This is a genomic window from Rhodoferax sp. GT1R46, assembly GCF_056521285.1.
Genome location: NZ_JBWMBC010000002.1, coordinates 117,214 through 141,142, shown reverse-complemented (window position 1 = coordinate 141,142; position 23,929 = coordinate 117,214). Strand labels below are relative to the sequence as shown.

Here is a 23,929-nt window from a genome sequence, read left to right as displayed (position 1 = left end):
AATGCCTTGTCTGACACCCTAGCGGTACTGCCGCAGTACCTAATTCCCAAACAGGCATTGACTGCTTTTGCCGGCAAAGTGGCCGGCGCCCGTGGGGGCCGCTGGACCACAGCGCTGATTCAGTGGTTTGTGCAGCGCTACCAGGTCAACATGGCCGAAGCGGCCAATCCTGACATTGCCAGCTACGCCACCTTCAACGACTTCTTCACCCGCGCGTTAAAAAATGGGGCGCGGCCACTGGCGCCAGCCGACTTCATTTGCCCGGTGGATGGGGCCATCAGCCAGTTCGGCCGGATTGAGCGTGACCAGATTTTTCAGGCCAAAGGCCACCATTACTCCACCACGGCGCTGGTGGGTGGCGATGCCGCGCTGGCGGCGCAGTTTCAGGATGGCCACTTTGCCACCCTGTACCTGAGTCCCAAGGACTACCACCGGATTCACATGCCGTGCGACGGTCGTTTGACGCGCATGATTTACGTGCCCGGCGACCTGTTCTCGGTGAATCCGACCACAGCGCGTGGCGTACCGGGCTTGTTTGCCCGCAACGAGCGGGTGGTCTGTGTGTTCGAGTCAGCCCACGGCCCCTTTGTGCTGACCCTGGTGGGTGCCACCATCGTGGGCAGCATGGCGACGGTATGGCACGGCGTCGTGAACCCGCCGCGTCCGGGGAAAATCTGGGAGAAGACCTACAGCGGCGACGCCGTGAACTTGCGTCAGGGTGAAGAGATGGGCCGCTTCTTGCTCGGCTCTACCGTAGTCATGTTGTTCCCCAAAGGGTCAATGGCATTCAACCCCGCGTGGGCGGAAGCCCGATCCATCCGTCTGGGTGAGCAGATGGCCAACCGCAACGAACTGCCTACTTGAAAATAACGGTCTTGTGGCCGTTGAGCAGCACGCGGTGCTCGCTGTGCCACTTGACAGCCCGGGCCAGTACCTGGCTTTCGGTGTCGCGGCCCTGGGTCGTCAGATCCTCAACCGTTTTGCTGTGGTCCACCCGGGCCACATCCTGCTCAATGATCGGGCCTTCGTCCAGGTCAGCCGTCACGTAGTGGGCGGTAGCCCCAATCAGTTTCACGCCCCGGTCGTGCGCCTGGTAGTAGGGCTTGGCACCCTTGAAGCTGGGCAGGAATGAGTGGTGGATGTTGATGGCCTTGCCGGCCAGTTTGCGGCAGAAGTTGTCGCTCAAAATTTGCATGTAGCGGGCAAGCACCACCAGTTCTGCGCCTTCGGATTCGATGATCTCAAATTGCCGGGCTTCGGCTTGTTCCTTGGCATCCTTGCTGACCGGAATATGGTGGAACGGCACGTTGTAGCTGGCGGCCAGCTGGTAGAACTCGCGGTGGTTGGAGATGATGGCACGGATGTCGACCGGCAGCAGCCCGCTCTTCCAGCGAAACAACAGGTCGTTGAGGCAATGGCCTTCCTTGCTCACCATCAACACGGTGCGCATGGGCAGCGCGGTGGCATGCAAGCTCCATTGCATGGAGAACGGCTTGGCAAAAAAACCGAGTTGGGCGCGCAGGTCCTCATGGGTCAGCCGCACGCAGGTGAACTGCACGCGCATAAAAAACAGACCCGTATCCGGGTCGTTGTATTGCGCAGCTTCTTCAATATTGCCGTTTCGCTCCAGCAGGAAGCCGGATACGGCGTGAACCAGCCCGAGGCGGTCAGGGCACGAAAGGGTGAGAACGTAGGTCTTGCTCATGGTGCTCCAATTGTCGCAGCATAGGCACCCCCAATCGTCGCCCCTTCAGGGTTTAGTCTGCTGAACTCAGGTCATGGACGGGTCGGCCGCCATATTGTCAAATTTCTTGAAATACTGGCGCGCCAGCGCGACCAGCTGGCCATCCGTCGGGTGGTCGGCGGTGACCGAGTCCACAATGCAGGCCGCAACCGCGGTCTGGTGGCTGGTGCACCAGTCCCGAAACTGGTTGCGCGCCAAGCCGGGGCCGGTGAGCAGAACTTCGTGGGTGCCGACCAGCGCCTTGGCCACTTCCGCAAAGAAAGGGGCGCTGTCTTCGGCCTTGCCCTGGTGCTTGTGGTGGCTGCGGGACTTGATGCGCTGGGTCTCCATGTGCTCGCGGTCAAACATCACCACATGGGCTTCGGAATGGTCCATCCAGACGACGGCGTGAAAAGTACTCATTGCAGGTCTTTTTAAAAGGTTGAAAATTGTAAGGACGGGTCAGGCGGCACTGTGCTGCTCAACCTTTTCCTGGCAGGGAATGCAGCGGGGGGCCTCGGGCGTGGCATGCAGGCGCGCGGCCGAGATATGCACGCCGCAATCGGTGCAATCTCCATAAGTGCCTGCTTCAATGCGGGCCAACGCAGCGTCAATGGCACCCAACTCGGCTGTTTCGCGCTCGCCCATCGCAAATTCCAGTTCACGCTCCGTGGCCAGCTGGGCGCTGGAGTCTTCCGGCCGGCCAAAATGCTCTGCGGCCACGTCTGCACGGCTGACCACTCCGCCGCGCTGCTCGGCAATCTGTGAGAGCAACGCTGCGCGCAAATCCAGCAGTTGATGTTGGTAGGGTGCGGCTTGTTGTTTGTTCATGGTGACGACTCCTTGGTGTTTCTGGAGTCATCATGCGCGTGGGATGCGCATCTGTCTTTGACGAAAGTCAAGACAGCGGCACCCAGTGCCCGCAAGACGGCGCAGTCTTAGTGGACCAACACCGGGTTCTGCGCCAGTTCGGCGTACTGCTCCAGCGTGTCTTCAACCTCTTCCTGGGTGGGCGTGTTGACCTGCCAGGCCATGATGTGCTGCTGAAACAATTCGGCCCAGGAGCCATCCAGGTACACCTCTTTGCCCGAGCGCTTGTCGACGATTTCGAAACCATGGCGCGCCATCAACGGTACGCCGCCGGGGTACTGCACGGTCTTGTGCGCGCCCACCGCCGTTTTACCGTCCAACTCGGCGTTGGCGAGCATGTGGGTCACGGAATAGGTTTCTGAATCGTAGAGCGTGTGCATGGTGCTGAATGATAGGGCTTGTAGATCACTTGGTTGCGGTTGGCGGTAATTCAAGGGATGCGCTAGGGCTTCTGGGTGGCACTCCACTGTTGCTCGACAAAATCGCCATTGCCCTGGGTCAGCCGGATGCGCACCGGCAGGTAGCCCACATCCGGGGCCAGCCAGACTTCTACCCTGGGGTCAAACTCGCCAGTGGCAGGGCGTGACAGCTTGAGTGCCTTGATTTCCCCGCCGGGCAGGGACAGGTTTTCCAGCTCGCCGACAAGAAAAACCCAGGATTCGGACGACCGGGGCCCAATGGCCTGAAAAGGCAGTGTCGTATCTTTCGGGAAGCTTCCCGGCGCACCGCCCAGCATCGACGCCAGCTGCATGAAAACGCTCAAGTGATCCTGCGCGCCAGGCAACAAGGGGGCGTCCGGTGTGTTGGCGCTGAAACTCACCTTGTTTTGGATGTGATCAAAGTGGGCAGCCACTTCGCTGCGAACCTTGTCGCCGAAACGGATCGGCTCCAGGCCATGGGGTGTGAGTTGGCCCGTACTGGTTTGCACCCGCGACCCCAGCAGGAAGTGGCTGATCTCCATCCGGGCGTCGTAGGTTTTGCCGTCCTGCCGCCACAGCAACTCACCGTAGGCAAAGTAGGGGAAGCCCTTGACCTCCCCTTTGATGTCGTACTTCAGGCGGGCTGACGCCGGAAAGGCGTAGTTGCGCGCCGCTTGGGCCGCAGGTGGCTTGGGTGTCGGGTCGGGCTCCGGGTTGGTTGCTATGGTTTCAATAGCTGCTTGCGCAACATCAACGGGGGCTAGAGGCCCATTTGATTCAGAGGTTGCCTCCAGTGGCGGCGCCTGAGGGCGCAGCGGCAATGCCTTGGTAGCCACCACCCGTGGCCGTGTGGCTGGGGCGGGCTCCTTCCTGGGTTTGATCTCCTCGACTACAGGCGCTGGCACGGTGATCGTGCGGGTGATGAAGGGTCGTGTGGCTTCCGAACTCGGGCTCTCGACCGTAGCGACTGCCAGCGGCGCTCCGTGCAGCAGTGCCCAGTGCGCCAGCAACACGGCTGCCGTCAGCAGGGTCAGCATCCGCAAGGGGTGGCGGTGTGTCCTGGGCGGTCGAGGTGGGATTGGGTTGGGGGGCTGGAGTGGCATTGGCGGTGGGAGTCAATCCCGGTGCAACAGTTCCAGTTTAAATCAGAGCGACAATTCCGCCATGAAACTCGCAACGTACAAAGACGGATCCCGCGACGGCCAGCTGGTCGTGGTCTCCCGCGACCTGAGCCAGGCCCATTACGCCTCGAATATTGCAAACCGCCTGCAGCAGGTGCTGGACGACTGGAACTACCTTTCGCCCCAGTTGCAGGATTTGTACGACACCCTGAACAATGGGCGCGCCCGCCACGCCTTCCCGTTCGATCCCCAGCAATGCATGGCGCCGCTACCACGCGCCTACCAGTGGGTCGACGGCTCGGCCTACCTCAACCACGTGGAGCTGGTGCGCCAGGCCCGGGGGGCCGAGGTGCCCGAGAGTTTTTATACCGACCCGCTGATGTACCAGGGCGGCAGCGATGACCTGATGGGACCCTGCGACCCGGTGGTGTGCGCGAGCGTGGACTTTGGCATTGACTTTGAGGCCGAAGTGGCCGTTGTGACCGGTGACATTCCTATGGGCTGCCCGGCCGACCGTGCCCTGGACGGCATTCGCCTGATCATGCTGGCCAACGACGTGAGCCTGCGCAAGCTGATTCCTGCTGAATTGGCCAAAGGTTTTGGGTTCGTCCAGAGCAAACCCGCCACCGCCTTCAGTCCCGTGGCGGTGACCCCGGATGAACTGGGCGACGCCTGGGTCAAAGGACGCGTGCACCTGCCGCTGCAAAGCACCTGGAATGGCCGCAAGGTGGGCCTGTGCGATGCCGGGCCGGACATGACGTTTCATTTTGGCCAGCTGATCGCCCACCTGTGCAAAACGCGCAATGTGCGGGCGGGCTCCATCATTGGTTCCGGTACGGTCAGCAACAAGGGGGTGACAAAAGGTGTCGGTGCCAAAGCCCGTACCGAGTGGCCCAAAGGCTACAGCTGCATCGCCGAGAAGCGGGCCATGGAGACTATCCAGGATGGCCAGCCCAGCACCGAATTCATGCAGTATGGCGACACCATCCGCATCGAGATGAAAGGCCCCGATGGCCACAGCATTTTTGGCGCCATTGAGCAGGAAGTGGTGCCCGGCACCTCCGGGAAAGCCTAGCCGCGCGTCAGTTGCAATGCAAAAGTCTTGACGCCGCGCAGCATCATTTCAATCGCCACCGACACCAGCACCAGTCCCATCAGCCGCTCAACCGCGGTGACCAGGCGGGTGCCGATGATGCGCTGAATGCGCTCGGCTGACACCAGCACCACGGCGCTGATCAGCATGGTGACGCACAGCGCGCCAATCCACTCCATGCGGCGCTCCGGCTGCTGGGACACCAGCAGCAACACCGTAGCCAGCGCGGACGGCCCGGCAATGGCGGGTACCGCCAGGGGCACGATCAAGGGCTCTTCCCATGTTTCGGTTTCGACGGTTTGCGGCGGCGGAAACACCATGCGCAAGGCGATCAGAAACAGGATGACCCCGCCACCAATCTGCAGGGCCAGCTCGCTCAGGTTCATCACCCGCAAAAAGCTCTCACCCACAAACATGAAAGTCAGGAGCAGGAAGAAGGCAATCAGGATTTCGCGCAGGATGACCCGTGGCCGCCGCTCGGGCGCCACGTGCTTCAGTGCATTGGCAAATATGGGAATATTGCCGACCGGGTCGGTAATCAGGACCAGCAAAATGGTGGCCGACAAGAACGTGTAATTCATCATGGTGGTTGGGGGTCAGGCGCTGTTCAGGCCGACTCAGGCTGCGTAAATCGTGTTCAGCGACCGGAATCCCTTGATCTCGATCGGATTACCCGACGGGTCGCAAAAAAACATAGTCCATTGCTCACCTGGCTGTCCCTCAAATCGCAGCTGGGGTTTGAGGATGAAGGAGAGGTCTGCCGCCTCCAGCCGCGCCGCCAGCGCCTGCCAGTCAGGCAGCGCCAGCACCAGACCAAAGTGGGGCATGGGCACCAGGTGCTCGCCGACATGGCCGGTGTTTTCCGTCTTGAATGGAGTACCCAGATGCAGCGAGATCTGGTGGCCGAAAAAGTCGAAATCGACCCAGGTGTCCGTGCTGCGGCCCTCGGCACAGCCCAGAACGCCACCGTAAAAACGGCGCGCCGCATCCAGGTCGGTGACGTTAAAAGCGAAGTGAAACAGGCTTTGCATGGGCCAATGCTAACTGCATCGCGGATAATGCGGCCATGCGAACCCTGCGCCATTTCACATTCCTGTCCCGCCTCGTGCTGGCGTGGTTTGTGCTGTCGCTGGGCGTTGCAGTGGCCTCGCCCATCGTCAAGCCCCAGGATATTTTGCTGGTCTGTTCGGGCTCCGGCGCCATGAAGGTGCTCGTCAAGGCCGATGACGGCAGCACCAGCGAGTCGGGCAGCAAGACCATGGACTGCCCGCTGTGCGCGCCCATGGCTGCACCGCCGCCGCCCGCCGTCAACGCACGGGTTGCGGTGTACCAATCCCTTTCCTATGCCCTGCTGGGCATTCCCGCCGCGCACATTGCTGCGCGCACCGCTGCGCCCCTGCCGGCGCGCGGGCCTCCTGCGTTTTCCTGATCCTTCGTTGTATTGGATTCTGTTGCGCCCGTCGCCTGTTTCACAGGGGGCGGGGAGCCGAATCTGTCGTTGCTTTTCAGGAAAATCATGAAACACATTTTGCTATTCAATTCATAGCGACAGGCACTCTCCAGCCGCATTGCTGGACGAGCTGGGCATTCATGTCCCTCGCAAAACACGCACTGAAATTATTTTTAACCAAGGAAACACCATGAAACTCAAAGCCATTGCTGCCATCCTCGCCCTGTCCGCAGGTGTTGTGTCTGCCCAGACGATCGACGTGAAAGACGCCTGGGCACGCGCCACTGTGCAGGGCCAAAGGGCCACTGGCGCCTTTATGAAACTCACCGCCAAAGAGGGGGGCAAGCTGGTGTCTGTTGCCAGCCCCGTAGCCGGTGTGGTCGAAGTCCACGAAATGAAAATGGACGGCGACGTCATGAAAATGCGCGCTGTGCAAGGTGGCCTGGACTTGCCCGCAGGCAAAGCCGTTGAACTCAAACCCGGGGGCTACCACGTCATGCTGATGGACCTGAAAACGGACCTGAAGAAAGACACAACCATCCCACTGACCCTTATTTTCAAGGATGCCAAAGGCGTGGAGACCAAGACTGAAATCAAGGTGCCGGTGGCCACTGCTGCACCGGCCGGCGCGGCTGGTATGGGCATGGGCGAACACAACCATTGATCCGTGTTCGCCAGCCTCGCCACATTGGAGTAAGCTGTTAATCGTTCAGAGTTGACAACCTCCATTGGAGCGAAAAAATGAGTGACGCAGACACCACCGGTTTTGGCAAATATGTCCCTGGCTTTGATTTTTTGCAAAATCTGGCCAAGGGTGCAAGCACCAACATTCCGCAAATGCCCAATCTGGGCAATTGGGTCGCACCCACGCTGAATGTGGACGAACTGGAAAAGCGCATTGACGAACTCAAGGCGGTGCACTTCTGGCTGGAGCAAAACTCCCGCGCGCTGGGTGCCACCATCCAGGCACTGGAAGTACAAAAAATGACGCTGGCCACGCTCAAGGGCATGAACTTCAACATCGGTGATGTAGCCAACGCCCTGAAACTCAAGGCAGCTGACTCCATTTATTCCGGTGTGCAGAGCGTGACCGACAGGGCCGCGTCTGCTGCCAAGACGGTGTCCGACGTGGCCTCCGGCACCACCAGTGCGGGTGCCGCCGTGGGCAAGGCGGCCGCCGGCGTGGGCGCCATAGTGGACCCCCTGCATTTGTGGGGTGCCTTGACCCAGCAATTCCAGCAGATTGCGGCGGGCGCTTTCAAAGAGGCAACCGCCAAGACGGCGGTCGATGCCACGAGGCACATGGCAACCGGCATGGCCAAAGAGGCCATCAAGTCCGCCAAAGCAGCGGGTAAAAAAGCGGCAACCGGTGCAGTCAAGCGCGCCACCAAACCCGCTGCCCGCAAAACCGCTCCGCGCAGCCGTTAGGTGCGCAGGATAACGCAGTCGATGGTGCGGTTATGAAGCTGTTTCCCTACGCGCACGCCACCCATCCGCAGTGGCAGATGGCGGCTGCACTGGTCCTGGCGCAGTTGCGCGCACAGATGGCGCTGCATGGCTACGCGCAGTCGCCCACGCTGGCGCTGCTCTACATGACCGATCATTACGCGGGAGCCGCACCGGACATTCTGGAACACTTGCAGGCGGAATTGCCGTTGGTGACGGACTGGTCTGGCACGGTGGGCGTGGGCATTGTGTCCAACAACGTGGAGTATTGGGACGAGCCCGCCATGGCCCTCATGTTGCTGGAGTTGCCGACCGACCAGTACCGTGTTTTCTCCGGCATCGCGCCTTTGGGGTTGGGTTTTGAAGCCCACACAGCGCTGGTTCACGCCGATCCGGAAACGGCCGATCTGGGGGAGCTCATAGACGAAATGGCGGCCCGGACCGATTCCGGTTATCTGTTTGGCGGGCTTTCGAGCAGCCGTACCCAGGCACTCCAGTTTGCGGTCGGTGGCGACGGCAACATTCGCGGCCACGGAGCGGCGAGTGGCGTTTTTAGTGGTGGCCTGAGTGGGGTAGCGTTTGGCCCGGGTATCGGCTTGGTGTCCCGAGTGACCCAGGGCTGCATGCCGGTTTCCAAAGTGCGGGTGGTGACCGAGGCGGACCACAATCTGGTGATCGCACTGGATGGCGTGCCCGCCCTGGATGTGATGCTGGGCGATCTTTCAGTGTCACTGGACAAGCCTCAGGAAGCACTGGAAGCGGTGCGTGCGACGCTGGTGGGCCTTGTGCGGCCTCAGGACGACGACGCACCAACGACGCTAAGCACGGCCATTCGGAACACCGGCAATTTTGGTGACGATGTCGTCGTGCGCCACATTATTGGACTGGATCCCGCCCGCCGGGGAGTGGCTGTGGCCGACCGGGTGGACGTGGGTGCGCAACTGGTGTTTTGCCAGCGCAGCATGCAGGCCGCCCGCGCGGATCTGACCCGCATTTGTGCAGAAATCCGTGAGGAACTGGAGCCACAGGAGCAGGCGCTGGAAACCGCGCATGCGCTACAGGCCTCTGAGCTGGAATCGGCTCCGCACCCGGCGCGGCGCATTGCGGGCGCTGTGTATGTGAGCTGCACGGGTCGCGGTGGCCCCCACTTTGGTGGGACCAGTGCCGAACTGCAATTGCTGCGGCGCGCCTTGGGCGATGTGCCGCTGGTCGGGTTCTTCGCTGCGGGCGAAATAGCGCACCACCACCTGTATGGCTATACCGGGGTGCTGACGGTTTTTACCGCGTAAGTCGCGCTGTCAAACGAACAGCACACCCTGTCTTTCCCCGACTTTTTGGCCTGGTATAGCGCGGTGTCCGCAGCCTGCAGCAGCCCGTCGAGGGTAATGCCCGCAGTCCCCAGGGTCGACACCCCGATGGACACCGTGACGTGAATCGGGGGGGCGTCGGCCTGCGTGCTGATGCGGATGCCGGCGTTCTTCACGGCCTGGCGAATGCGCTCTGCCACTTCAAGCGCGACCTCGCCGGACGTCTGCGGTAACAAAATTGCAAACTCCTCGCCACCAATGCGGCCCAGAACGTCCACCTCGCGCAGCGCCTCTTGGCACAGCTGGGCCACGCCCTTGAGTACCAGGTCCCCTGCGGCGTGGCCATACGTATCGTTGACCCCTTTGAAATGGTCAATATCGAGCATCAGCAGGGAGACATCGCTGGCATAGCGTTCGGCACGGGCCAATTCCTGAATGCCCAGGGTGAAAAAATAACGGCGGCTGGCGACGTCGGTCAAAAAGTCGCGGTTGGCCTGATTTTCCAGTTCGCGTTGAAGATGCACTGTCTCGGTGATGTCGTCAAACACCGCGTACACACATTCCACCGCGTCCGTGCCCTTTGCGAAGATGGGCGTCGCGTGAATGTTGATCCATACGACGTCGGCTGCCTGGGGTTTTGATATGCCCATCACCACGCCGTACACGGGTCGCCCCGACTTGAGCGCCAGCATGGCCGGGTGGAGTTCGCCGGGGAAGGGCGATCCGTCAGGCCGTATCGTGCCCCAGCGCGGGTCCATCGACGTCCGGCCCTGCATCTGCTTCAACGACAGGCCCAGAATGCATTCGGCCGCCGGATTGGCGGCGATGATCTTTCCCTCCTTGTCGTGAAACACGACGCCCTGGCGCACGGTCTCAAACAAGGTGCGGTAGGTTTCCTCGGATTGCTTGAGCTGCTGCTCCAGGACCTGCTTCTGCTGGGCAATCGCAATGGCATCAGCGGCCTGGCTCACGTTGGCACTCAACTTTTCCAGCAGGAGGACCTCGTCCTGATCGAAGGCGTTGGCCTCGGTGCTGTACACCACCAGCACGGCAATAACCGCTCCAGCGCGGCGCACCGGAAACGCGGCAAGCGATTGCCAATGGAAAGGCGTGCTGCGTCCGTGCCAGGGCTGCATGTTGGCGTCGACCTGGAAGTTCTGGTTGATCGTGGTCCGATTTTCCCGAAACGCGATTCCCGTGGGGCCTAGCCCCTCGGGGGCATCCGCCCGCGTGGAGATGAAAATACCGTCCAAATAGGACCGACCGGTTCCGTAGCTGGCCACCGGAACAATGCGTTCGGTCTCCAGGTTGGGTTCCCCCACCCACGCCATAGTCACGCCCCCCAGATCCACGGCAATGCGGCAGATTTCCGTGAACAACACAGGCAGGTCGCTGGACTGGTAAATGACCTGGTCCGCTTCGGTAATGGCTGCATAAAGTTTTTGCAACCGCAGCAGCTTCTGCTGGTGGGCGTCCTTGACGACTGACGCCTGCATCAGGTCGGTGATGTTGACGTGCGAGATCGCCACGTGGGGGTCATCGCCCTGAAATTTGGTGATCCGCACGCTGAACCAGCGCTGCTCGCTGGGGCTGTGGCACGGGTAGTTGTGTGAGGATTCATGGATGTCGCCACGCAGGACTCCGCGAATTCCGGCGGCTACTGCCGCCGCTACGGGGGCGTCATCGCCCACGACCGCATCACACAGGGTGAGGTAGTTTTCGCCAAGGAAGCCGTCGCTGACGGCCGCATTATTGCGCGATGCAAAGTCACGCCACGCCTGATTGACGGCAACAATATTGCCCGCGCCGTCCAGTACGCAAATGTTGGACAAGATCGCGTCAACGGCGCAAGCCAGCAACTCCTCGTGTGGACGGTTCATTCAACCCCCTGTGTGGGGGCATGCTACTTCGTTTCCCCATGCGACGCAAACAGCCGGCTGAGCGGGGTAACCGGCTAAATGCCCCGGGCTCTTTCGGCTTTGAACTGCGTCCGAAACGTGCCAAAGGTGCCTGTATCCAGCGCTTCGCGCACCTCGCGCATCAGGTTCAGGTAGTAGTGCAGGTTGTGGATGGTGGCCAGCATGGGCCCCAGCATTTCGCCGCAGCGGTCCAGGTGGTGCAGGTAGGCCCGGCTGAAGCCCTCGCGTCCGCCCTGGTCCCATGACACGCCCGATGTGCCGGCGCAGGCGTGGCAAGTGCAACTGGGGTCCAGCGGTTGTGGGTCGATTTTGTGGCGCGCGTTGCGCAGCTTCAGGTCGCCATGGCGGGTAAAGATGGTTCCGTTGCGCGCATTGCGGGTGGGCATCACGCAGTCAAACATGTCCACGCCTTCGGCCACGCCCTGCACCAGGTCTTCAGGCGTGCCCACGCCCATCAGGTAGCGCGGCTTGTGCGCTGGCAGCTTGTGCGGCGTGTGCGCCATGATGCGCAGCATTTCGACCTTGGGCTCGCCCACGCTGACGCCACCCACGGCGTAGCCGGGGAAGTCCATCTCCACCAGGTGGTCCAGCGACTCCTGGCGCAGGTTCTCGAACATGCCGCCCTGCACGATGCCAAACAGCGCGTTGGGGTTTTCCAGATTGGCAAACTCGGTCTGGCAGCGCTTGGCCCAGCGCAGGCTCAGCTCCATCGAATTGCGCGCTTCGCGTTCGGTCGTGATGTGGCCCTTGATGTCGTAGGGCGTGCACTCGTCAAACTGCATGACGATGTCGCTATTGAGCACCGTCTGGATCTGCATGCTGATCTCGGGCGTCAAAAACAGCTTGTCGCCATTCACGGGGCTGGCGAACTTGACGCCTTCTTCGCTGATCTTGCGCATCTCGCCCAGCGACCACACCTGGAAGCCGCCCGAATCGGTGAGGATGGGTTTGTTCCACTTCTCGAATGCGTGCAGGCCGCCAAAGCTGGCCATCACGTCTTGTCCGGGGCGCATCCACAGGTGGAAGGTGTTGCCCAAAATGATTTGCGCGCCCATTTCTTCCAGGCTTCGCGGCATCACGCCCTTGACGGTGCCGTAGGTGCCCACCGGCATGAAGATGGGTGTTTGCACCACGCCATGGTTCAGAGTCAGCGTGCCACGGCGGGCATGGGTGCCGTCATAGCCTACGCGGGCGGGGTCGGTTTTGAGGAGGTCGAATTGCAGCATGGGGGTTCTAAGGTTGGCGCGCCAGCAACATGGCGTCGCCGTAGCTGAAGAAACGGTAGCCGCGCGCAATGGCGGCCTGGTACAAAGCCTTGATGGGTTCGTAGCCTGCAAACGCGCTCACCAGCATCATCAGGCTCGATTTGGGCAGGTGAAAGTTGGTGATCAGCAGGTCAATCAACTTGAATTCAAACCCGGGGGTAATGAAAATACGCGTGTCACCTGTGGCGACTCCGGTGGCCGCCCAGCTCTCCAATGTGCGCACGGTGGTGGTGCCCACGGCCACGATGCGGCCACCGCGGGCGCGGCAGGCGGCAATGGCCTGCTGGGTGGCTGCTGGCACGTCGTACCACTCGCTGTGCATCTGGTGCTCGGCCAGGTTTTCGGTCTTGACGGGCTGAAAGGTGCCGGCACCCACATGCAGCGTCACATGCGCCCGCTGCACGCCCATGGCGTCCAGCTGCGCCAACAGCGCCTCGTCAAAATGCAGCGCGGCAGTAGGGGCGGCTACCGCCCCGGGGTTTTTCGCAAACACGGTCTGGTAGCGCTGTGCGTCCTCTGCCGAGTCGGTGTGGGTGATGTAGGGCGGCAGCGGCACGTGGCCGTGGGTTTCCATCAGGGTGTAAGGGTCGTCACCGGCATCGTTGCTGAGCACAAAACGGAACAAGGGGCCGTCGGCATCCGGCCAGCGGCCCAGCATGGTGGCGCAGAGGCCATCGGCGTGGCCGGGGGCGCACACCAGCTTCAAAGTGGCGCCCACTTCGGGCTTTTTGCTGACCCGCATGTGGGCGGCTACCTGGTTGCCGCCCAGCACGCGTTCCACCAGCAACTCCACTTTGCCGCCCGTAGCCTTTTCGCCAAACAGGCGGGCGTTCAGCACTTTGGTGTCGTTAAATACCAGAAGGTCGCCTGCTTTCAGCAGGCCAGGCAGGTCGCGAAAGATGCGGTCAATGGGCGCTGTGTCAGTGACGGTGCCATCGAGCAGGCGCGAGCTGCTGCGCTCGGGGGCGGGGTGTTGGGCAATGAGGGTTTCGGGGAGTTCGAAGTCGAAGTCGCTTAAGTGATAAGTGCGCATGCTGCTTGAGGGCCGGACGGACCCGTTCCAATGGAAAGTTATGGATTATCGGTGGATGGCGTGATCGGGGTGCCGGTGGTGCAAAAAAATTAGAGTCATTTGGGCCTGTAGCCCCCGTGTAGATTGCGCAGACAGCTATGGATTTGATAGTAAATGGGTGTCGTGTGGCCTGCCCTTGGGGCTTGGGCCGACGCCCTCATACGGTTACCGCAAATCGGTTGTCGGCCCAAACCCCAAGGGCGAGCAGTTGCGTGGCCCAACTACGGGCAAAATCACCTGATGCCCACGCCGTCCGCCCCGTCACACGCCCAAGCCCCGGCCAAAGCCGCTGCAGTTCCTGCGGCTACGCCTGCGCCCAAGAGCCCGGCGCAAAAGGCGATGGAGAAACTGGGCCTCAAGCGTGACATTGATCTGGCCCTGCACTTGCCTCTGCGCTACGAGGACGAAACCCGCATCACCCGGCTGGGCGATGCCCGCGAGGGCGACACCATACAGATTGAAGCCGTAGTGACCGCGTGCGAGGTGAGCTTTCGCCCCCGGCGCCAGCTCATCGTGACGGTGAACGACGGCACCGACACCTGCACCCTGCGGTTCTTCAGTTTCTACCCCTCGCAGCAAAAAGCGCTGGCCGTGGGCAACCGGATTCGGGCCCGGGGTGAGGCCAAAGGCGGCTTTCTGGGCTGGACCATGCTGCACCCCAGTTTCCGTACCGCCGGGGGTGACCTGCCTACCGCGCTCACGCCCATTTACCCCACCGTGGCCGGTCTGGCCCAGCCTTACTTGCGCAAGGCCGTCTTGGCGGGCCTGGCGCAGGCCGAGCTGTCGGATACCTTTGCGCCAGGCGATTTGAGCCAGCTTGGTAATGGAATTGGCTCGCACCCCCTATGGACACTGCGCCAGGCGCTATCATTTTTACATCACCCTACGCCTGATGTGTCGCTGGACACCTTGCAAGACCACAGCCACCCGGCCTGGCAGCGCCTGAAGGCCGAGGAGCTGCTGGCACAGCAACTCTCGCAGCTGATGTCGCGCCGGGCGCGTGCCGCGCTGCGCGCCCCAGTGCTCAAGATGGCGTTCCCCGAGCCCAAAAGTTCGCTGCACAACCGCCTGCTGGCGGCCTTGCCGTTTGGCCTGACCGCCGCGCAGCGCCGCGTGGGCGCCGAGATTGCCAATGACATGGCCCGCCACATTCCCATGCACCGCCTGCTGCAGGGCGACGTGGGCGCCGGCAAAACGGTGGTGGCCGCACTGGCCGCCGCCATCTGCATGGACGCGGGCTGGCAGTGCGCCCTGATGGCGCCGACCGAAATTCTGGCCGAGCAGCATTTTCGCAAGTTGCTGGGCTGGCTGGAGCCGCTGGGCATCACCACCGCCTGGCTCACGGGCACGCAAAAAGCCAAAGACCGGCGCACCATGCTGGCGCTGATCGAGAGCGGCGAGGCCAAGCTGGTGGTGGGCACGCACGCCATCATTCAGGAGAAGGTGCATTTTCACAATCTGGCGCTGGCCATCATTGACGAGCAGCATCGCTTTGGCGTCGCGCAGCGCCTGGCCCTGCGCAGCAAGCTGCGCCACGAGGGCATGGAGCCGCATTTGCTGATGATGACGGCCACGCCGATTCCGCGGACGCTGGCCATGAGCTACTACGCCGATCTGGATGTATCGACCCTGGACGAACTGCCGCCCGGGCGCACACCCATCGTCACCAAGGTGGTGAACGAGGCGCGGCGCGACGAGGTGGTGGAGCGCATTCGCGCCCAGATCGCCCAGGGCCGGCAGGTGTACTGGGTGTGCCCGCTGATTGAAGAAAGCGAAGCGCTGGACCTGACCAATGCCACCCAGACGCATGGCGAACTCAGCGATGCCGTGCATGATGTGACCATGGCCAACGGTGAAAAAGCGCAAGTGGGCCTGCTGCATTCGCGCATGCCGCCCGATGAAAAGAAGGCTGTTATGGCCGCCTTTGTGCAAGGCCACCTGGCGGTGCTGGTGAGCACCACGGTGATTGAGGTGGGCGTGGACGTGCCCAACGCCTCATTGATGGTGATCGAGCACGCCGAGCGCTTCGGCCTGAGCCAGCTGCACCAGTTGCGCGGCCGGGTGGGGCGGGGCGCTGCGGCATCGGCCTGCGTGTTGCTGTATTCCACGGGTGATGCACCGCGCCTGAGCGAGACGGCGCGCGAGCGTTTGCGGGCCATGGTGGAAACCAATGACGGCTTTGAGATTGCCCGGCGCGACCTGGAAATACGTGGCCCCGGTGAGTTTTTAGGCGCTCGCCAAAGCGGTGAAGCCATGTTGCGTTTTGCCGATCTGGCGACCGACACCGAATTGCTGGAGTGGGCGCGCAAAGAGGCGCCCATGATGCTGGATCACCACCCCACGCTGGCTGAAAAGCACGTGCAGCGCTGGCTGGGCACAAAATCAGAATATTTAAAGGCTTGATGCATGGCGATGACGGGATTTTTTCCACTGTTGTGGTGGAGCTTGGCAGGCGCCTGTGCGGTGGGTGGGAGCGTGTACCTGTTTATTGAGTACCAGGCGTACCTGCTGCGTACCAGTGTCAGCAGCGTGCCTGGCGGATTGCGGTTTCAATCGCACCGTTTTTCGGTGGAGTCACGCACAAGCGCCAAGCAACTGGTGGTGCAGACCAAGGGCGGCCATTACGTGCGTCAGCCTCTGACTGGAGGCGATGAGCAGGTGCAAACGGGTGCGCAGACGGTCACGTTCGATGCAGTAGGTTTGCGAATGGAAGTTTTTCGTACTCTGGGTGCGGTCGGGGGCGAGGAAAAACCAAAAGAGACGGGTTTCAGCACGGTCTATTTCAAAACCTCCGACGAGCTGACCCAGCAGGCAAGAGGCCACGCGGCTTCCGAGCGCTCAGAATTGCGGCTGGACCATGTGCCCGACCCGATCGCCCGGGAATTTGCAGGCTTTGCCAACGGCATGCACGACTGGATTGCCAAGGTCGAGTGTCGGCTGGCTGCTGACGTTCAGGACAAGCGCCAACGTGCGGAAGACGAAGCCAGGGCGGCAGCGGCAGCGGCAAATGCTGCTCTGGGGTTGGACGACCCGGCTGTGGTCCTCAGCGAGGCTGAACGCGAAGCCCGGGCGGCGAAACAGATTGCCCTGTGGCGCCAGGCCGCGGGCTTTACCGGCGCATTCTCAAAGGTCAGCATCGACGCGCGCGGACAGATTGAATGGTTTGTTGACCTGGATCCGGCCGGTCAGGTTACCCTGCACGGGGGGCGGCGCACCTTTCACGGCAGCCTCAAGGGGGGCCGTTTGAATGCGCTCAGCACCGAGCTGGAAGTGGCCGTTCGGGATGAGTCCTGGACGCCCGAGTCCCCGCAATTGGTGGCGTTTCGCATCCTCCTGGGGGCGCCCGCGCAAGACCGGCTGGTCTGGATCAAACGGCTGGCCGCCGCGATAACATGACGCTTACCTTGAAGGCACTGGCATGACACTGACCGAACTCAAATACATCGTCGCCGTGGCGCGTGAGCGGCACTTTGGCAAGGCAGCCGAGGCCTGCTATGTGTCGCAACCCACCTTGTCGGTGGCGGTGAAGAAGCTCGAAGAGGAGCTGGACGTCAAACTCTTCGAGCGCAGCGCCAACGAGGTCACAGTCACCCCGCTGGGTGAGGAAATCGTGCGCCAGGCCCAAAGCGTGCTGGAGCAGGCCGCCAGCATCAAGGATCTTGCCAAGCGCGGAAAGGACCCGCTGGCCGGGCCGTTGAAGCTTGGCGTCATCTACACCATTGCCCCCTACCTTTTGCCCGACCTGGTGCGCCAGGTAATCAAGCGAACGCCGCAGATGCCGCTGATCCTGCAGGAGAACTTCACCGTCAAGCTGATGGAAATGCTGCGCACCGGCGAGATTGATTGCGCCATCCTCGCGGAACCCTTTCCCGACACGGGTCTGGCCTCGGCGCCGCTGTACGACGAGCCCTTTTTGGCTGCCGTGCCCATGCAACATCCGCTGGCGGCGCGCACCAGTGTGACCACCGAAGCGCTCAAAAAAGAAACCATGCTGCTGGGCAACGGGCATTGTTTTCGCGACCACGTGCTCGAAGTGTGTCCCGAGTTCGCCCGTTTTTCCAGCGACACCGAAGGCATTCGCAAGAGCTTTGAAGGATCGTCGCTGGAGACGATCAAGCACATGGTGGCGGCCGGAATGGGCATTACCCTGGTGCCGCGACTGAGTGTCCCTGCGGATGCCCTGGCGACCAAGACGCGGCGCAAGGCGGATTCCCTGGTGAAATACTTGCCGGTGGAGGACGGGCCTGGCGGTGAGCCGCCCTCCCGCCGTGTCGTACTGGTCTGGCGCCGCAGTTTCACCCGCTACGAAGCGATCGCAGCGCTGCGCAATGCGATCTATGCCTGCGAATTGCCCGGCGTGGACCGGCTGTCGTAAATTGATACTAAATCTGCCGCCAGGCCCCGTGCCTATAGCGTTAGCAGCTACTGAAATCATAGCGTTTCGTGCCGCCTAAATTAACCCTTTATCTTGATCTCATCCGCTGGAATCGCCCGGCGGGCTGGCTGCTGTTGCTGTGGCCGACCCTGAGCGCGCTCTGGTTGGCCGCAGGCGGCTTCCCTGGCTGGCATTTGGTGGCGGTGTTCACGCTGGGCACCATCCTCATGCGCAGTGCGGGTTGCTGTATCAACGACGTGGCCGATCGCGAGTTTGACAAGCACGTCAAGCGAACGGCCCAGCGGCCGGTCACCCGGGGCGCCGTGTCGGCCCGCGAGGCGCTGTTGTTCGGCGCTGTGCTGGCGCTGGTGGCCTTTGCACTGGTGCTGACCACCAATGCGGCGACGGTAGCCTGGTCGTTTGCCGCCTTGGCGGTTACGCTGATCTACCCCTATGCCAAACGCTTTGTCTCCATGCCCCAGGCCGTGCTGGGTGTTGCATTCAGTTTTGGCATACCCATGGCCTATGCAGCTGTGGGGGGGCATGTTCCACTACAGGCGTGGGTCTTGCTGGTGGGCAACCTGTTCTGGGTGCTGGCCTACGACACTGAATATGCCATGGTGGACAGGGACGACGACCTGCGCATTGGCATGAAGACCTCGGCCATTACGCTGGGCCGTTGGGATGTGCCGGCGGTGCTGGCGTTTTACGGTACGTATTTACTGGTGTGGAGCGCGGTGGTTGCGCCACTGGTTCACGCCCCTTGGTGGTGGCTGGGTGTGGCGGCTGCGGGTGCACAGGTGGTGTGGCACGGCTGGCTGATTCGGACCCGGTCGCGCGAGGGGTGCTTCAAAGCCTTTCGGGTGAATCACTGGGTCGGGTTTGCTTTGTTTGCGGGTATTGTGGCGGCGCTGTGGCGGTAGCCTGAGCGCCGCACTGAATGCTTACTTCTTCAGGCACTCGCTCATGAATTTCTTGCGCTCGTCACCCTTCATGCCTTTGGCATCGACATTGCAGGTTTTCATCTTGCCTTGTTGTGTTTCCGGAGCGGCTGTCTTGGCGCTCAGGCATTCCTTCATGAAGGCTTTGCGCTCGTCACCGGTTTTGCCGGTGGCATCTTTGTTGCAAGTCGTCATCTTGGATTGTTGTGCTGTTTTTGCAGCGGGCGCATCTGCAGCGTGCGCAGCACCCAACGACAGCGAGAGACCCAAAGCCAGCAAGGTAAACAGTTTTTTCATCGGTTGTCCTATCAAGTGTGTGGCAGTCAAGCCGCCGTTGCGGAAAAATCCCCATGGAATTCAAACACACAACGCCCCAAATGACAATCTGGATGACCGGCCCCTGCGCCCCGTAAAATCCCTGCATGCTGTCTGTAAAAAACGAACTCCTTGAAGCCCTGAGCGCTTCCCTCGAAAAACTGTCACCCGGTGCGGGCGCCAAAGCGGCCTTTGAGTCGCCCAAGGTCGCCGCCCACGGTGATCTGGCGACCACCGCCGCCATGCAACTGGCCAAGCCGCTCAAGCTCAACCCACGCCAATTGGCCGAAAACCTGTGTGCCGATTTAATGGCCCAGGGCGCATTCCAGCGCTGGGTGGAGTCTGTGGAGATTGCAGGCCCGGGCTTCATCAATATTCGCCTGAAGCCGGAAAGCAAGCAACAGGTGGTGCGTGAGGTCCTGGGGCAGGGGGTACAGTTTGGGTCGCGTCCCACCAGTGGCCAGCGCCTGATGGTGGAGTTTGTCTCTGCCAATCCCACCGGCCCGCTGCACGTGGGCCATGGCCGTCAGGCGGCTTTGGGCGATGCCATTTGCAGCCTGTTCCAGACGCAGGGCTGGGAGGTGTGTCGCGAGTTTTATTACAACGACGCCGGCGTGCAAATCAACACACTGGCTACCAGCACCCAGCTGCGGGCCCGAGGCTTCAAACCGGGTGACGACTGCTGGCCCATCGACCCGGAAAATCCGCTGAGCAAAGGCTTTTACAACGGCGACTACATTGCCGACATTGCCGCCGACTTTTTGGCCAGGAAGACGGTCAAATCAGACGACCGTGAGTTCACTGCTTCGGGCGATGTGGACGCGTTGGACGACATCCGCCTGTTCGCTGTGGCCTACCTGCGCCACGAGCAGGATTTGGACCTGAAAGCGTTTTCCGTCCAATTTGACAACTATTACCTGGAATCGAGTCTTTATCTCAGCGGCAAGGTTGATGACGTGGTGAAAAAGCTGCACGACGCCGGCAAGACCTACGAGCTGGATGGCGCTTTGTGGCTCAAGTCGACCGAATACGGCGACGACAAGGACCGCGTCATGCGCAAAGGCGATGGCACCTACACCTACTTCGTGCCTGATGTGGCGTACCACATCACCAAGTGGGAGCGTGGCTTTCACAAGGTGGTGAACATTCAGGGCACGGACCACCATGGCACCATTTCCCGCGTGCGTGCCGGGTTGCAGGCGGTGGGGCTGGGCATTCCGCAAGGCTTCCCGGACTACGTGTTGCACACCATGGTGCGTGTCGTTCGGGGTGGGGAAGAGGTCAAAATTTCCAAACGTGCCGGCAGCTACGTGACCCTGCGCGATTTGATCGAGTGGACCAGCAAGGACGCTGTGCGTTTCTTCCTGCTCAGCCGAAAGCCTGACACGGAATACACGTTTGACGTGGATCTGGCGGTCGCCAAAAACAACGACAACCCGGTGTACTACGTGCAATACGCGCACGCGCGAATTTGCTCGGTGCTGGCCGCGTGGGGTGGCGATGCCACTGCGTTGCTGCAGGTGGATCTGTCGCCCCTGCAAAGCCCACAGGCGCAGGCGCTCATGCTGCTGCTGGCCAAATACCCTGAAATGCTCACCGCGGCAGCGGTTGACTTTGCACCACATGATGTGACCTTCTATCTGCGCGAACTGGCCGCTTGCTATCACAGCTACTACGACGCCGAGCGGATTCTGGTGGACGACGAAACGGTCAAGCTGGCCCGCCTGGCGCTGGTCGCTGCGACTGCGCAGGTGTTGCACAATGGTCTGGCCGTGCTGGGCGTTGGTGCCCCGCAAAAAATGTAATCAATCAATCAAGAAAGCAGCGCATGAAGCAGCAGCGTGGCGGGACCTTTTTGGGTTTCATTATTGGGGTAGTGGTCGGACTGGCAATGGCCCTGGCCGTGGCGGTTTACATCACCAAGGTTCCGGTGCCATTCATGAACAAAGGGCAAAGCCGCTCTGCGGACAAGGACGAAGCGGAGGCCAAGAAGAACAAAGACTGGGATCCGAATGCGCCCTTGTATGGCAAAAACCCGGTCAAGGCAGCGCCACCTGCCGTGCCAGATGTGGCAGTTACACCCGCCGCGCCAGCCGTGACTCCGCCGACCAAGGCCGATTCCAAAGCGGCGGCAAAAGCCGAGTCCAAACCGGCGGTGTCAGCTGACCCGCTGGGTGATCTGGCCAAGGCCAAGTCAGCCGCGGCCGACGCTGAGCCGTTTCTGTACTTCGTGCAACTGGGGGCTTACCGGACGGCTGAAGATGCCGAGAGCCAGCGCGCCAAGCTGTCGCTCAGCGGGATAGAGACCAAAATTTCGGAACGCGAGCAATCCGGGCGTACGGTTTTCCGCGTGCGGGTGGGGCCTATCAGCAATAAGGATGAGGCCGAGCGCACCAAGGAAAAACTGGCGAAGGCCGGATTGGAAACCTCCCTGGTGCGTGTGCAGCGCTAACGCAGATCGCGGGGTACAGGCATCACGCGGGAACTTTCTTCCGCGCGCAACAGTCACAGAAAAACATTTGGAGTAGTTTTGCATGAACATGAAACGTCGTGAGTTTTCCCAGGCTGCTGCAGGCGTTGCACTAGCCTCCACCGCCTTGCTTTCGCCCCTGGCCCACGCGCAGGCCAAGAAGCCTCAGGCCGGTACCGATTACCAGGTTCTTGACCCCCGTGCGCCGGTTGAAGCACCAGCGGGCAAGATTGAAGTGGTGGAGTTTTTCTGGTACAGCTGCCCCCATTGCAACGTGTTTGAGCCTACGCTGGACGCATGGGTCAAAAAGCTTCCCAAAGACGTGGCGTTCCGACGGGCTCCCGTGTCCTTTCAGGACAGCTTTGTGCCGCAACAACGCCTGTATTACACCTTGGAGGCCATGGGCCTCGTCGACAAGCTGCATACCAAAGTGTTTGCGGCCATCCATGTTGAAAAGCTGAACCTCGCCAAGGCCGATGCGATCATTGAATGGGTCGGCAAACAAGGCGTGGACAAGGCCAAGTTCACCGAGCAGTTCAACTCGTTCTCTGTCGCTACGAAGGCCACGCGCGCAGCCCAGTTGCAAAACGCCTACAAGGTGGAAGGCGTACCCGCATTGGGCGTAGCCGGCCGGTTTTACACCGACGGCTCCATTGCCAAAAGCATGGAGCGCGCCCTGCAGGTGGTGGATTCGCTGGTGGCAGACGCCCGCGCCGGACGCTAGCCGCTCTGCCATGCCGTGTCAGCGCATGAAAGTGCGCAGCGCAGTGGCCGTCAATTCAGGTAGCTCCTCTGGAATGAAGTGACCGGCGGGCACGGCCTCTCCGGTCACGGTGCCTGCGCATTGCGCCTGCCATAGCGCAACCGGCTTGAACATGCGCTGCACCACGCCCCGGTCGCCCCACAGCACCAGCGTGTCGCAGGCAATCTTGTCACCGCGTGCACGGCTTTCGCGGTCGTGCTCCAGGTCAATGCCTGCGCTGGCGCGGTAGTCTTCACAGACCGTGTGGATGGCTTCAGGCGTGCAGAAGCAGCGCTCGTATTCGGCCAGGGCTTGCGGTTCAATGTGCGCCATGCCACCCGTTCCCCAGCCCCCCAGCTTGTTGTGCAGGTACGCCATTGCGTTGCCGCCAATCATGTTCTCGGGCAACGGACTGGGTTGAATCAGGTGAAACCAATGGTAGTAGGCGCGCGCAAAATCCATGTCGGTTCGGGCGTACATGTCGAGCGTCGGCGCAATGTCAATCACGCAGAGTTTCTTGACCCGCTGTGGGTGGTCAACCGCCAGTCGGTGCGCGACCCGGCCGCCCCGGTCATGGCCACACAGAAAAAATGCGTCAAGGCCCAGCGCCTGGGTCACCGCAACCACATCAGAGGCCATTGCGCGCTTGCTGTAGTTGCTGTGGTCGGGCAAGCCGGGTGCGTGAGACGAATCACCATAGCCTCGCAGGTCAGGCATTACCAAAAAGTAGTCGTCGCGCAGCTGTTGCGCAACCCGGTGCCACATCACCTGGGTTTGCGGAAACCCGTGCAACAGCACCAGCGCTGGCTTATTGCGGTTGCCCCCAAAGCGGATGAAACTGTCGACGCCATTGACGGACAGCCTGCGTGTTTCAAAGCCCTCGAACCAGCTCATACGCCCCCTCGCGCAGTCAGATATTTCTTCAGATTGGCGCCCGCGGTTTGCCGCACTTTGTTACGCAAGAACGGGGTCCAGCCAAGCAGCAATCCTGGCATGCCCAGTGCCTGGCGTGACCACGCCCAGAAATTGAAGCGGTCGCGGTGGGTCTGGATCAGGCCCTGACTATTGAAGGTAAATCGCGCATCAATGCGGTTAAGCACTTGGCGCCCAGTGGTACTGAAGCGGTAGTGTGCATCCCAGTGCGCCTGACCGGTGGCGGCATCCGCATGAATGTCGCTGAATTGCAGGTCCCAGTCGCTCAGACCTTTGGCCCGCGTTGCGTCCGTCAGCATGCGCCACATGCCCATGACCTCCCGCTTGCCGCGCAGTGAAAAAGCCTCGTCGTCAAAGGTCGCGTCATCGGCGTAGCACAGGGCCATCGCGTCAGCGTCCAGCTTGGCGAATGCGGTGTAAAGCCGCGCAAGAGTCTGTTCATTCGGATGCATGTGCATAACCTCTTTT

26 protein-coding genes are annotated in these 23,929 nt (G+C 61.4%); 13 read left to right on the top strand and 13 right to left on the bottom strand.

Annotated features, from left to right (window positions below; all coding sequences use genetic code 11):
- Positions 1–6 precede the first annotated feature (6 nt).
- Positions 7–864 (top strand): archaetidylserine decarboxylase, encoded by an 858-nt coding sequence (asd, locus tag AC097W_RS06055; protein ID WP_479601590.1) that lies wholly within the window; start codon positions 7–9, stop codon positions 862–864.
- On the opposite strand, the gene purU is transcribed toward asd, so the two are convergent.
- The 5 genes from purU to AC097W_RS06030 form a co-directional block, all read right to left on the bottom strand.
- Entirely contained in the window at positions 857–1,705 is an 849-nt protein-coding gene (gene purU, locus AC097W_RS06050; RefSeq protein WP_479601589.1) for a formyltetrahydrofolate deformylase, read from the bottom strand. The genes asd and purU overlap by 8 nt on opposite strands.
- 66 nt (positions 1,706–1,771) lie before the next feature.
- Complete coding sequence (locus tag AC097W_RS06045; RefSeq protein WP_479601588.1) at positions 1,772–2,146, bottom strand: hypothetical protein; 375 nt, start codon at positions 2,144–2,146, stop codon at positions 1,772–1,774.
- A 39-nt stretch (positions 2,147–2,185) separates the two neighbouring features.
- Complete coding sequence (locus AC097W_RS06040) at positions 2,186–2,554, bottom strand: TraR/DksA family transcriptional regulator (RefSeq protein ID WP_479601587.1); 369 nt, start codon at positions 2,552–2,554, stop codon at positions 2,186–2,188.
- A gap of 107 nt (positions 2,555–2,661) precedes the next feature.
- On the bottom strand, positions 2,662–2,973 hold the full coding sequence (locus AC097W_RS06035) for a BTH_I0359 family protein (protein WP_479601586.1): 312 nt from the start codon (positions 2,971–2,973) through the stop codon (positions 2,662–2,664).
- A gap of 62 nt (positions 2,974–3,035) precedes the next feature.
- The gene (locus tag AC097W_RS06030; protein ID WP_479602068.1) at positions 3,036–4,049 is read right to left on the bottom strand and encodes a DUF3108 domain-containing protein; all 1,014 of its coding nucleotides are present in this window, start codon (positions 4,047–4,049) and stop codon (positions 3,036–3,038) included.
- Between the two features lie 127 nt (positions 4,050–4,176).
- On the opposite strand from AC097W_RS06030, the gene AC097W_RS06025 reads away from it, so the two are divergent.
- Positions 4,177–5,208: a fumarylacetoacetate hydrolase family protein gene (locus AC097W_RS06025; protein ID WP_479601585.1), complete on the top strand. Its 1,032-nt coding sequence runs from the start codon at positions 4,177–4,179 to the stop codon at positions 5,206–5,208.
- On the opposite strand, the gene AC097W_RS06020 is transcribed toward AC097W_RS06025, so the two are convergent.
- Together AC097W_RS06020 and AC097W_RS06015 are read right to left on the bottom strand one after the other, a co-directional pair.
- Entirely contained in the window at positions 5,205–5,807 is a 603-nt protein-coding gene (locus tag AC097W_RS06020) for a MarC family protein (protein ID WP_479602067.1), read from the bottom strand. The genes AC097W_RS06025 and AC097W_RS06020 overlap by 4 nt on opposite strands.
- A gap of 36 nt (positions 5,808–5,843) precedes the next feature.
- Entirely contained in the window at positions 5,844–6,257 is a 414-nt protein-coding gene (locus AC097W_RS06015) for a VOC family protein (protein WP_479601584.1), read from the bottom strand.
- Between the two features lie 35 nt (positions 6,258–6,292).
- On the opposite strand from AC097W_RS06015, the gene AC097W_RS06010 reads away from it, so the two are divergent.
- The 4 genes from AC097W_RS06010 (at position 6,293) to AC097W_RS05995 (ending at position 9,411) form a co-directional block, all read left to right on the top strand.
- Positions 6,293–6,655 (top strand): DUF2946 domain-containing protein, encoded by a 363-nt coding sequence (locus tag AC097W_RS06010; protein ID WP_479601583.1) that lies wholly within the window; start codon positions 6,293–6,295, stop codon positions 6,653–6,655.
- Positions 6,656–6,866: 211 nt separating this feature from the next.
- Positions 6,867–7,340 carry a copper chaperone PCu(A)C gene (locus tag AC097W_RS06005; protein WP_479601582.1) on the top strand — a complete coding sequence of 158 codons (474 nt, stop codon included), beginning with the start codon at positions 6,867–6,869 and terminating at the stop codon, positions 7,338–7,340.
- Between the two features lie 77 nt (positions 7,341–7,417).
- Positions 7,418–8,104, top strand: a complete 687-nt coding sequence (locus AC097W_RS06000) for a PhaM family polyhydroxyalkanoate granule multifunctional regulatory protein (protein ID WP_479601581.1) — start codon at positions 7,418–7,420, stop codon at positions 8,102–8,104.
- Positions 8,105–8,136: 32 nt separating this feature from the next.
- Complete coding sequence (locus tag AC097W_RS05995; protein ID WP_479601580.1) at positions 8,137–9,411, top strand: FIST signal transduction protein; 1,275 nt, start codon at positions 8,137–8,139, stop codon at positions 9,409–9,411.
- Here the strand turns inward: AC097W_RS05995 and AC097W_RS05990 are convergent.
- From AC097W_RS05990 to queA, 3 genes are all read right to left on the bottom strand, one after another.
- Positions 9,378–11,309, bottom strand: coding sequence for a sensor domain-containing diguanylate cyclase (locus AC097W_RS05990; RefSeq protein WP_479601579.1), 1,932 nt, complete (start codon positions 11,307–11,309; stop codon positions 9,378–9,380). The two genes, AC097W_RS05995 and AC097W_RS05990, sit on opposite strands and share 34 nt — an antisense overlap.
- Positions 11,310–11,383: 74 nt before the next feature.
- Positions 11,384–12,574 carry a tRNA guanosine(34) transglycosylase Tgt gene (gene tgt, locus AC097W_RS05985; protein ID WP_479601578.1) on the bottom strand — a complete coding sequence of 397 codons (1,191 nt, stop codon included), beginning with the start codon at positions 12,572–12,574 and terminating at the stop codon, positions 11,384–11,386.
- Between the two features lie 7 nt (positions 12,575–12,581).
- The gene (gene queA, locus AC097W_RS05980) at positions 12,582–13,646 is read right to left on the bottom strand and encodes a tRNA preQ1(34) S-adenosylmethionine ribosyltransferase-isomerase QueA (RefSeq protein ID WP_479601577.1); all 1,065 of its coding nucleotides are present in this window, start codon (positions 13,644–13,646) and stop codon (positions 12,582–12,584) included.
- Positions 13,647–13,925: 279 nt separating this feature from the next.
- Between queA and recG the strand changes: the two genes are divergently transcribed.
- The 4 genes from recG to ubiA all read left to right on the top strand — a co-directional run bounded on the left by recG (position 13,926) and on the right by ubiA (position 18,983).
- A complete protein-coding gene (gene recG / locus AC097W_RS05975; RefSeq protein ID WP_479601576.1) occupies positions 13,926–16,088 on the top strand; it encodes an ATP-dependent DNA helicase RecG in 2,163 nt (720 codons plus the stop codon).
- Positions 16,089–16,091: 3 nt separating this feature from the next.
- Complete coding sequence (locus AC097W_RS05970) at positions 16,092–17,081, top strand: hypothetical protein (RefSeq protein ID WP_479601574.1); 990 nt, start codon at positions 16,092–16,094, stop codon at positions 17,079–17,081.
- Positions 17,082–17,103: 22 nt separating this feature from the next.
- The gene (locus tag AC097W_RS05965) at positions 17,104–18,060 is read left to right on the top strand and encodes a LysR substrate-binding domain-containing protein (RefSeq protein WP_479601571.1); all 957 of its coding nucleotides are present in this window, start codon (positions 17,104–17,106) and stop codon (positions 18,058–18,060) included.
- A gap of 68 nt (positions 18,061–18,128) precedes the next feature.
- A complete protein-coding gene (gene ubiA / locus AC097W_RS05960; protein ID WP_479601567.1) occupies positions 18,129–18,983 on the top strand; it encodes a 4-hydroxybenzoate octaprenyltransferase in 855 nt (284 codons plus the stop codon).
- Positions 18,984–19,004: 21 nt separating this feature from the next.
- Here the strand turns inward: ubiA and AC097W_RS05955 are convergent, their stop codons facing one another.
- A complete protein-coding gene (locus AC097W_RS05955; RefSeq protein WP_479601564.1) occupies positions 19,005–19,298 on the bottom strand; it encodes a PsiF family protein in 294 nt (97 codons plus the stop codon).
- Positions 19,299–19,423: 125 nt separating this feature from the next.
- Here AC097W_RS05955 and argS point away from each other — a divergent pair, with 125 nt between their 5' ends.
- The 3 genes from argS to AC097W_RS05940 all read left to right on the top strand — a co-directional run bounded on the left by argS (position 19,424) and on the right by AC097W_RS05940 (position 22,510).
- Positions 19,424–21,121 (top strand): arginine--tRNA ligase, encoded by a 1,698-nt coding sequence (argS, locus tag AC097W_RS05950; protein ID WP_479601561.1) that lies wholly within the window; start codon positions 19,424–19,426, stop codon positions 21,119–21,121.
- Positions 21,122–21,144: 23 nt separating this feature from the next.
- Positions 21,145–21,768 carry an SPOR domain-containing protein gene (locus AC097W_RS05945; RefSeq protein WP_479601558.1) on the top strand — a complete coding sequence of 208 codons (624 nt, stop codon included), beginning with the start codon at positions 21,145–21,147 and terminating at the stop codon, positions 21,766–21,768.
- 88 nt (positions 21,769–21,856) lie between these two features.
- On the top strand, positions 21,857–22,510 hold the full coding sequence (locus AC097W_RS05940; RefSeq protein ID WP_479602066.1) for a thiol:disulfide interchange protein DsbA/DsbL: 654 nt from the start codon (positions 21,857–21,859) through the stop codon (positions 22,508–22,510).
- A gap of 18 nt (positions 22,511–22,528) precedes the next feature.
- On the opposite strand, the gene AC097W_RS05935 is transcribed toward AC097W_RS05940, so the two are convergent.
- Positions 22,529–23,422, bottom strand: coding sequence for an alpha/beta fold hydrolase (locus AC097W_RS05935; protein ID WP_479601556.1), 894 nt, complete (start codon positions 23,420–23,422; stop codon positions 22,529–22,531).
- Positions 23,419–23,913 (bottom strand): nuclear transport factor 2 family protein, encoded by a 495-nt coding sequence (locus tag AC097W_RS05930; protein ID WP_479601554.1) that lies wholly within the window; start codon positions 23,911–23,913, stop codon positions 23,419–23,421. Before AC097W_RS05930 ends, AC097W_RS05935 begins: the two co-directional genes overlap by 4 nt.
- Positions 23,914–23,929: the final 16 nt, after the last annotated feature.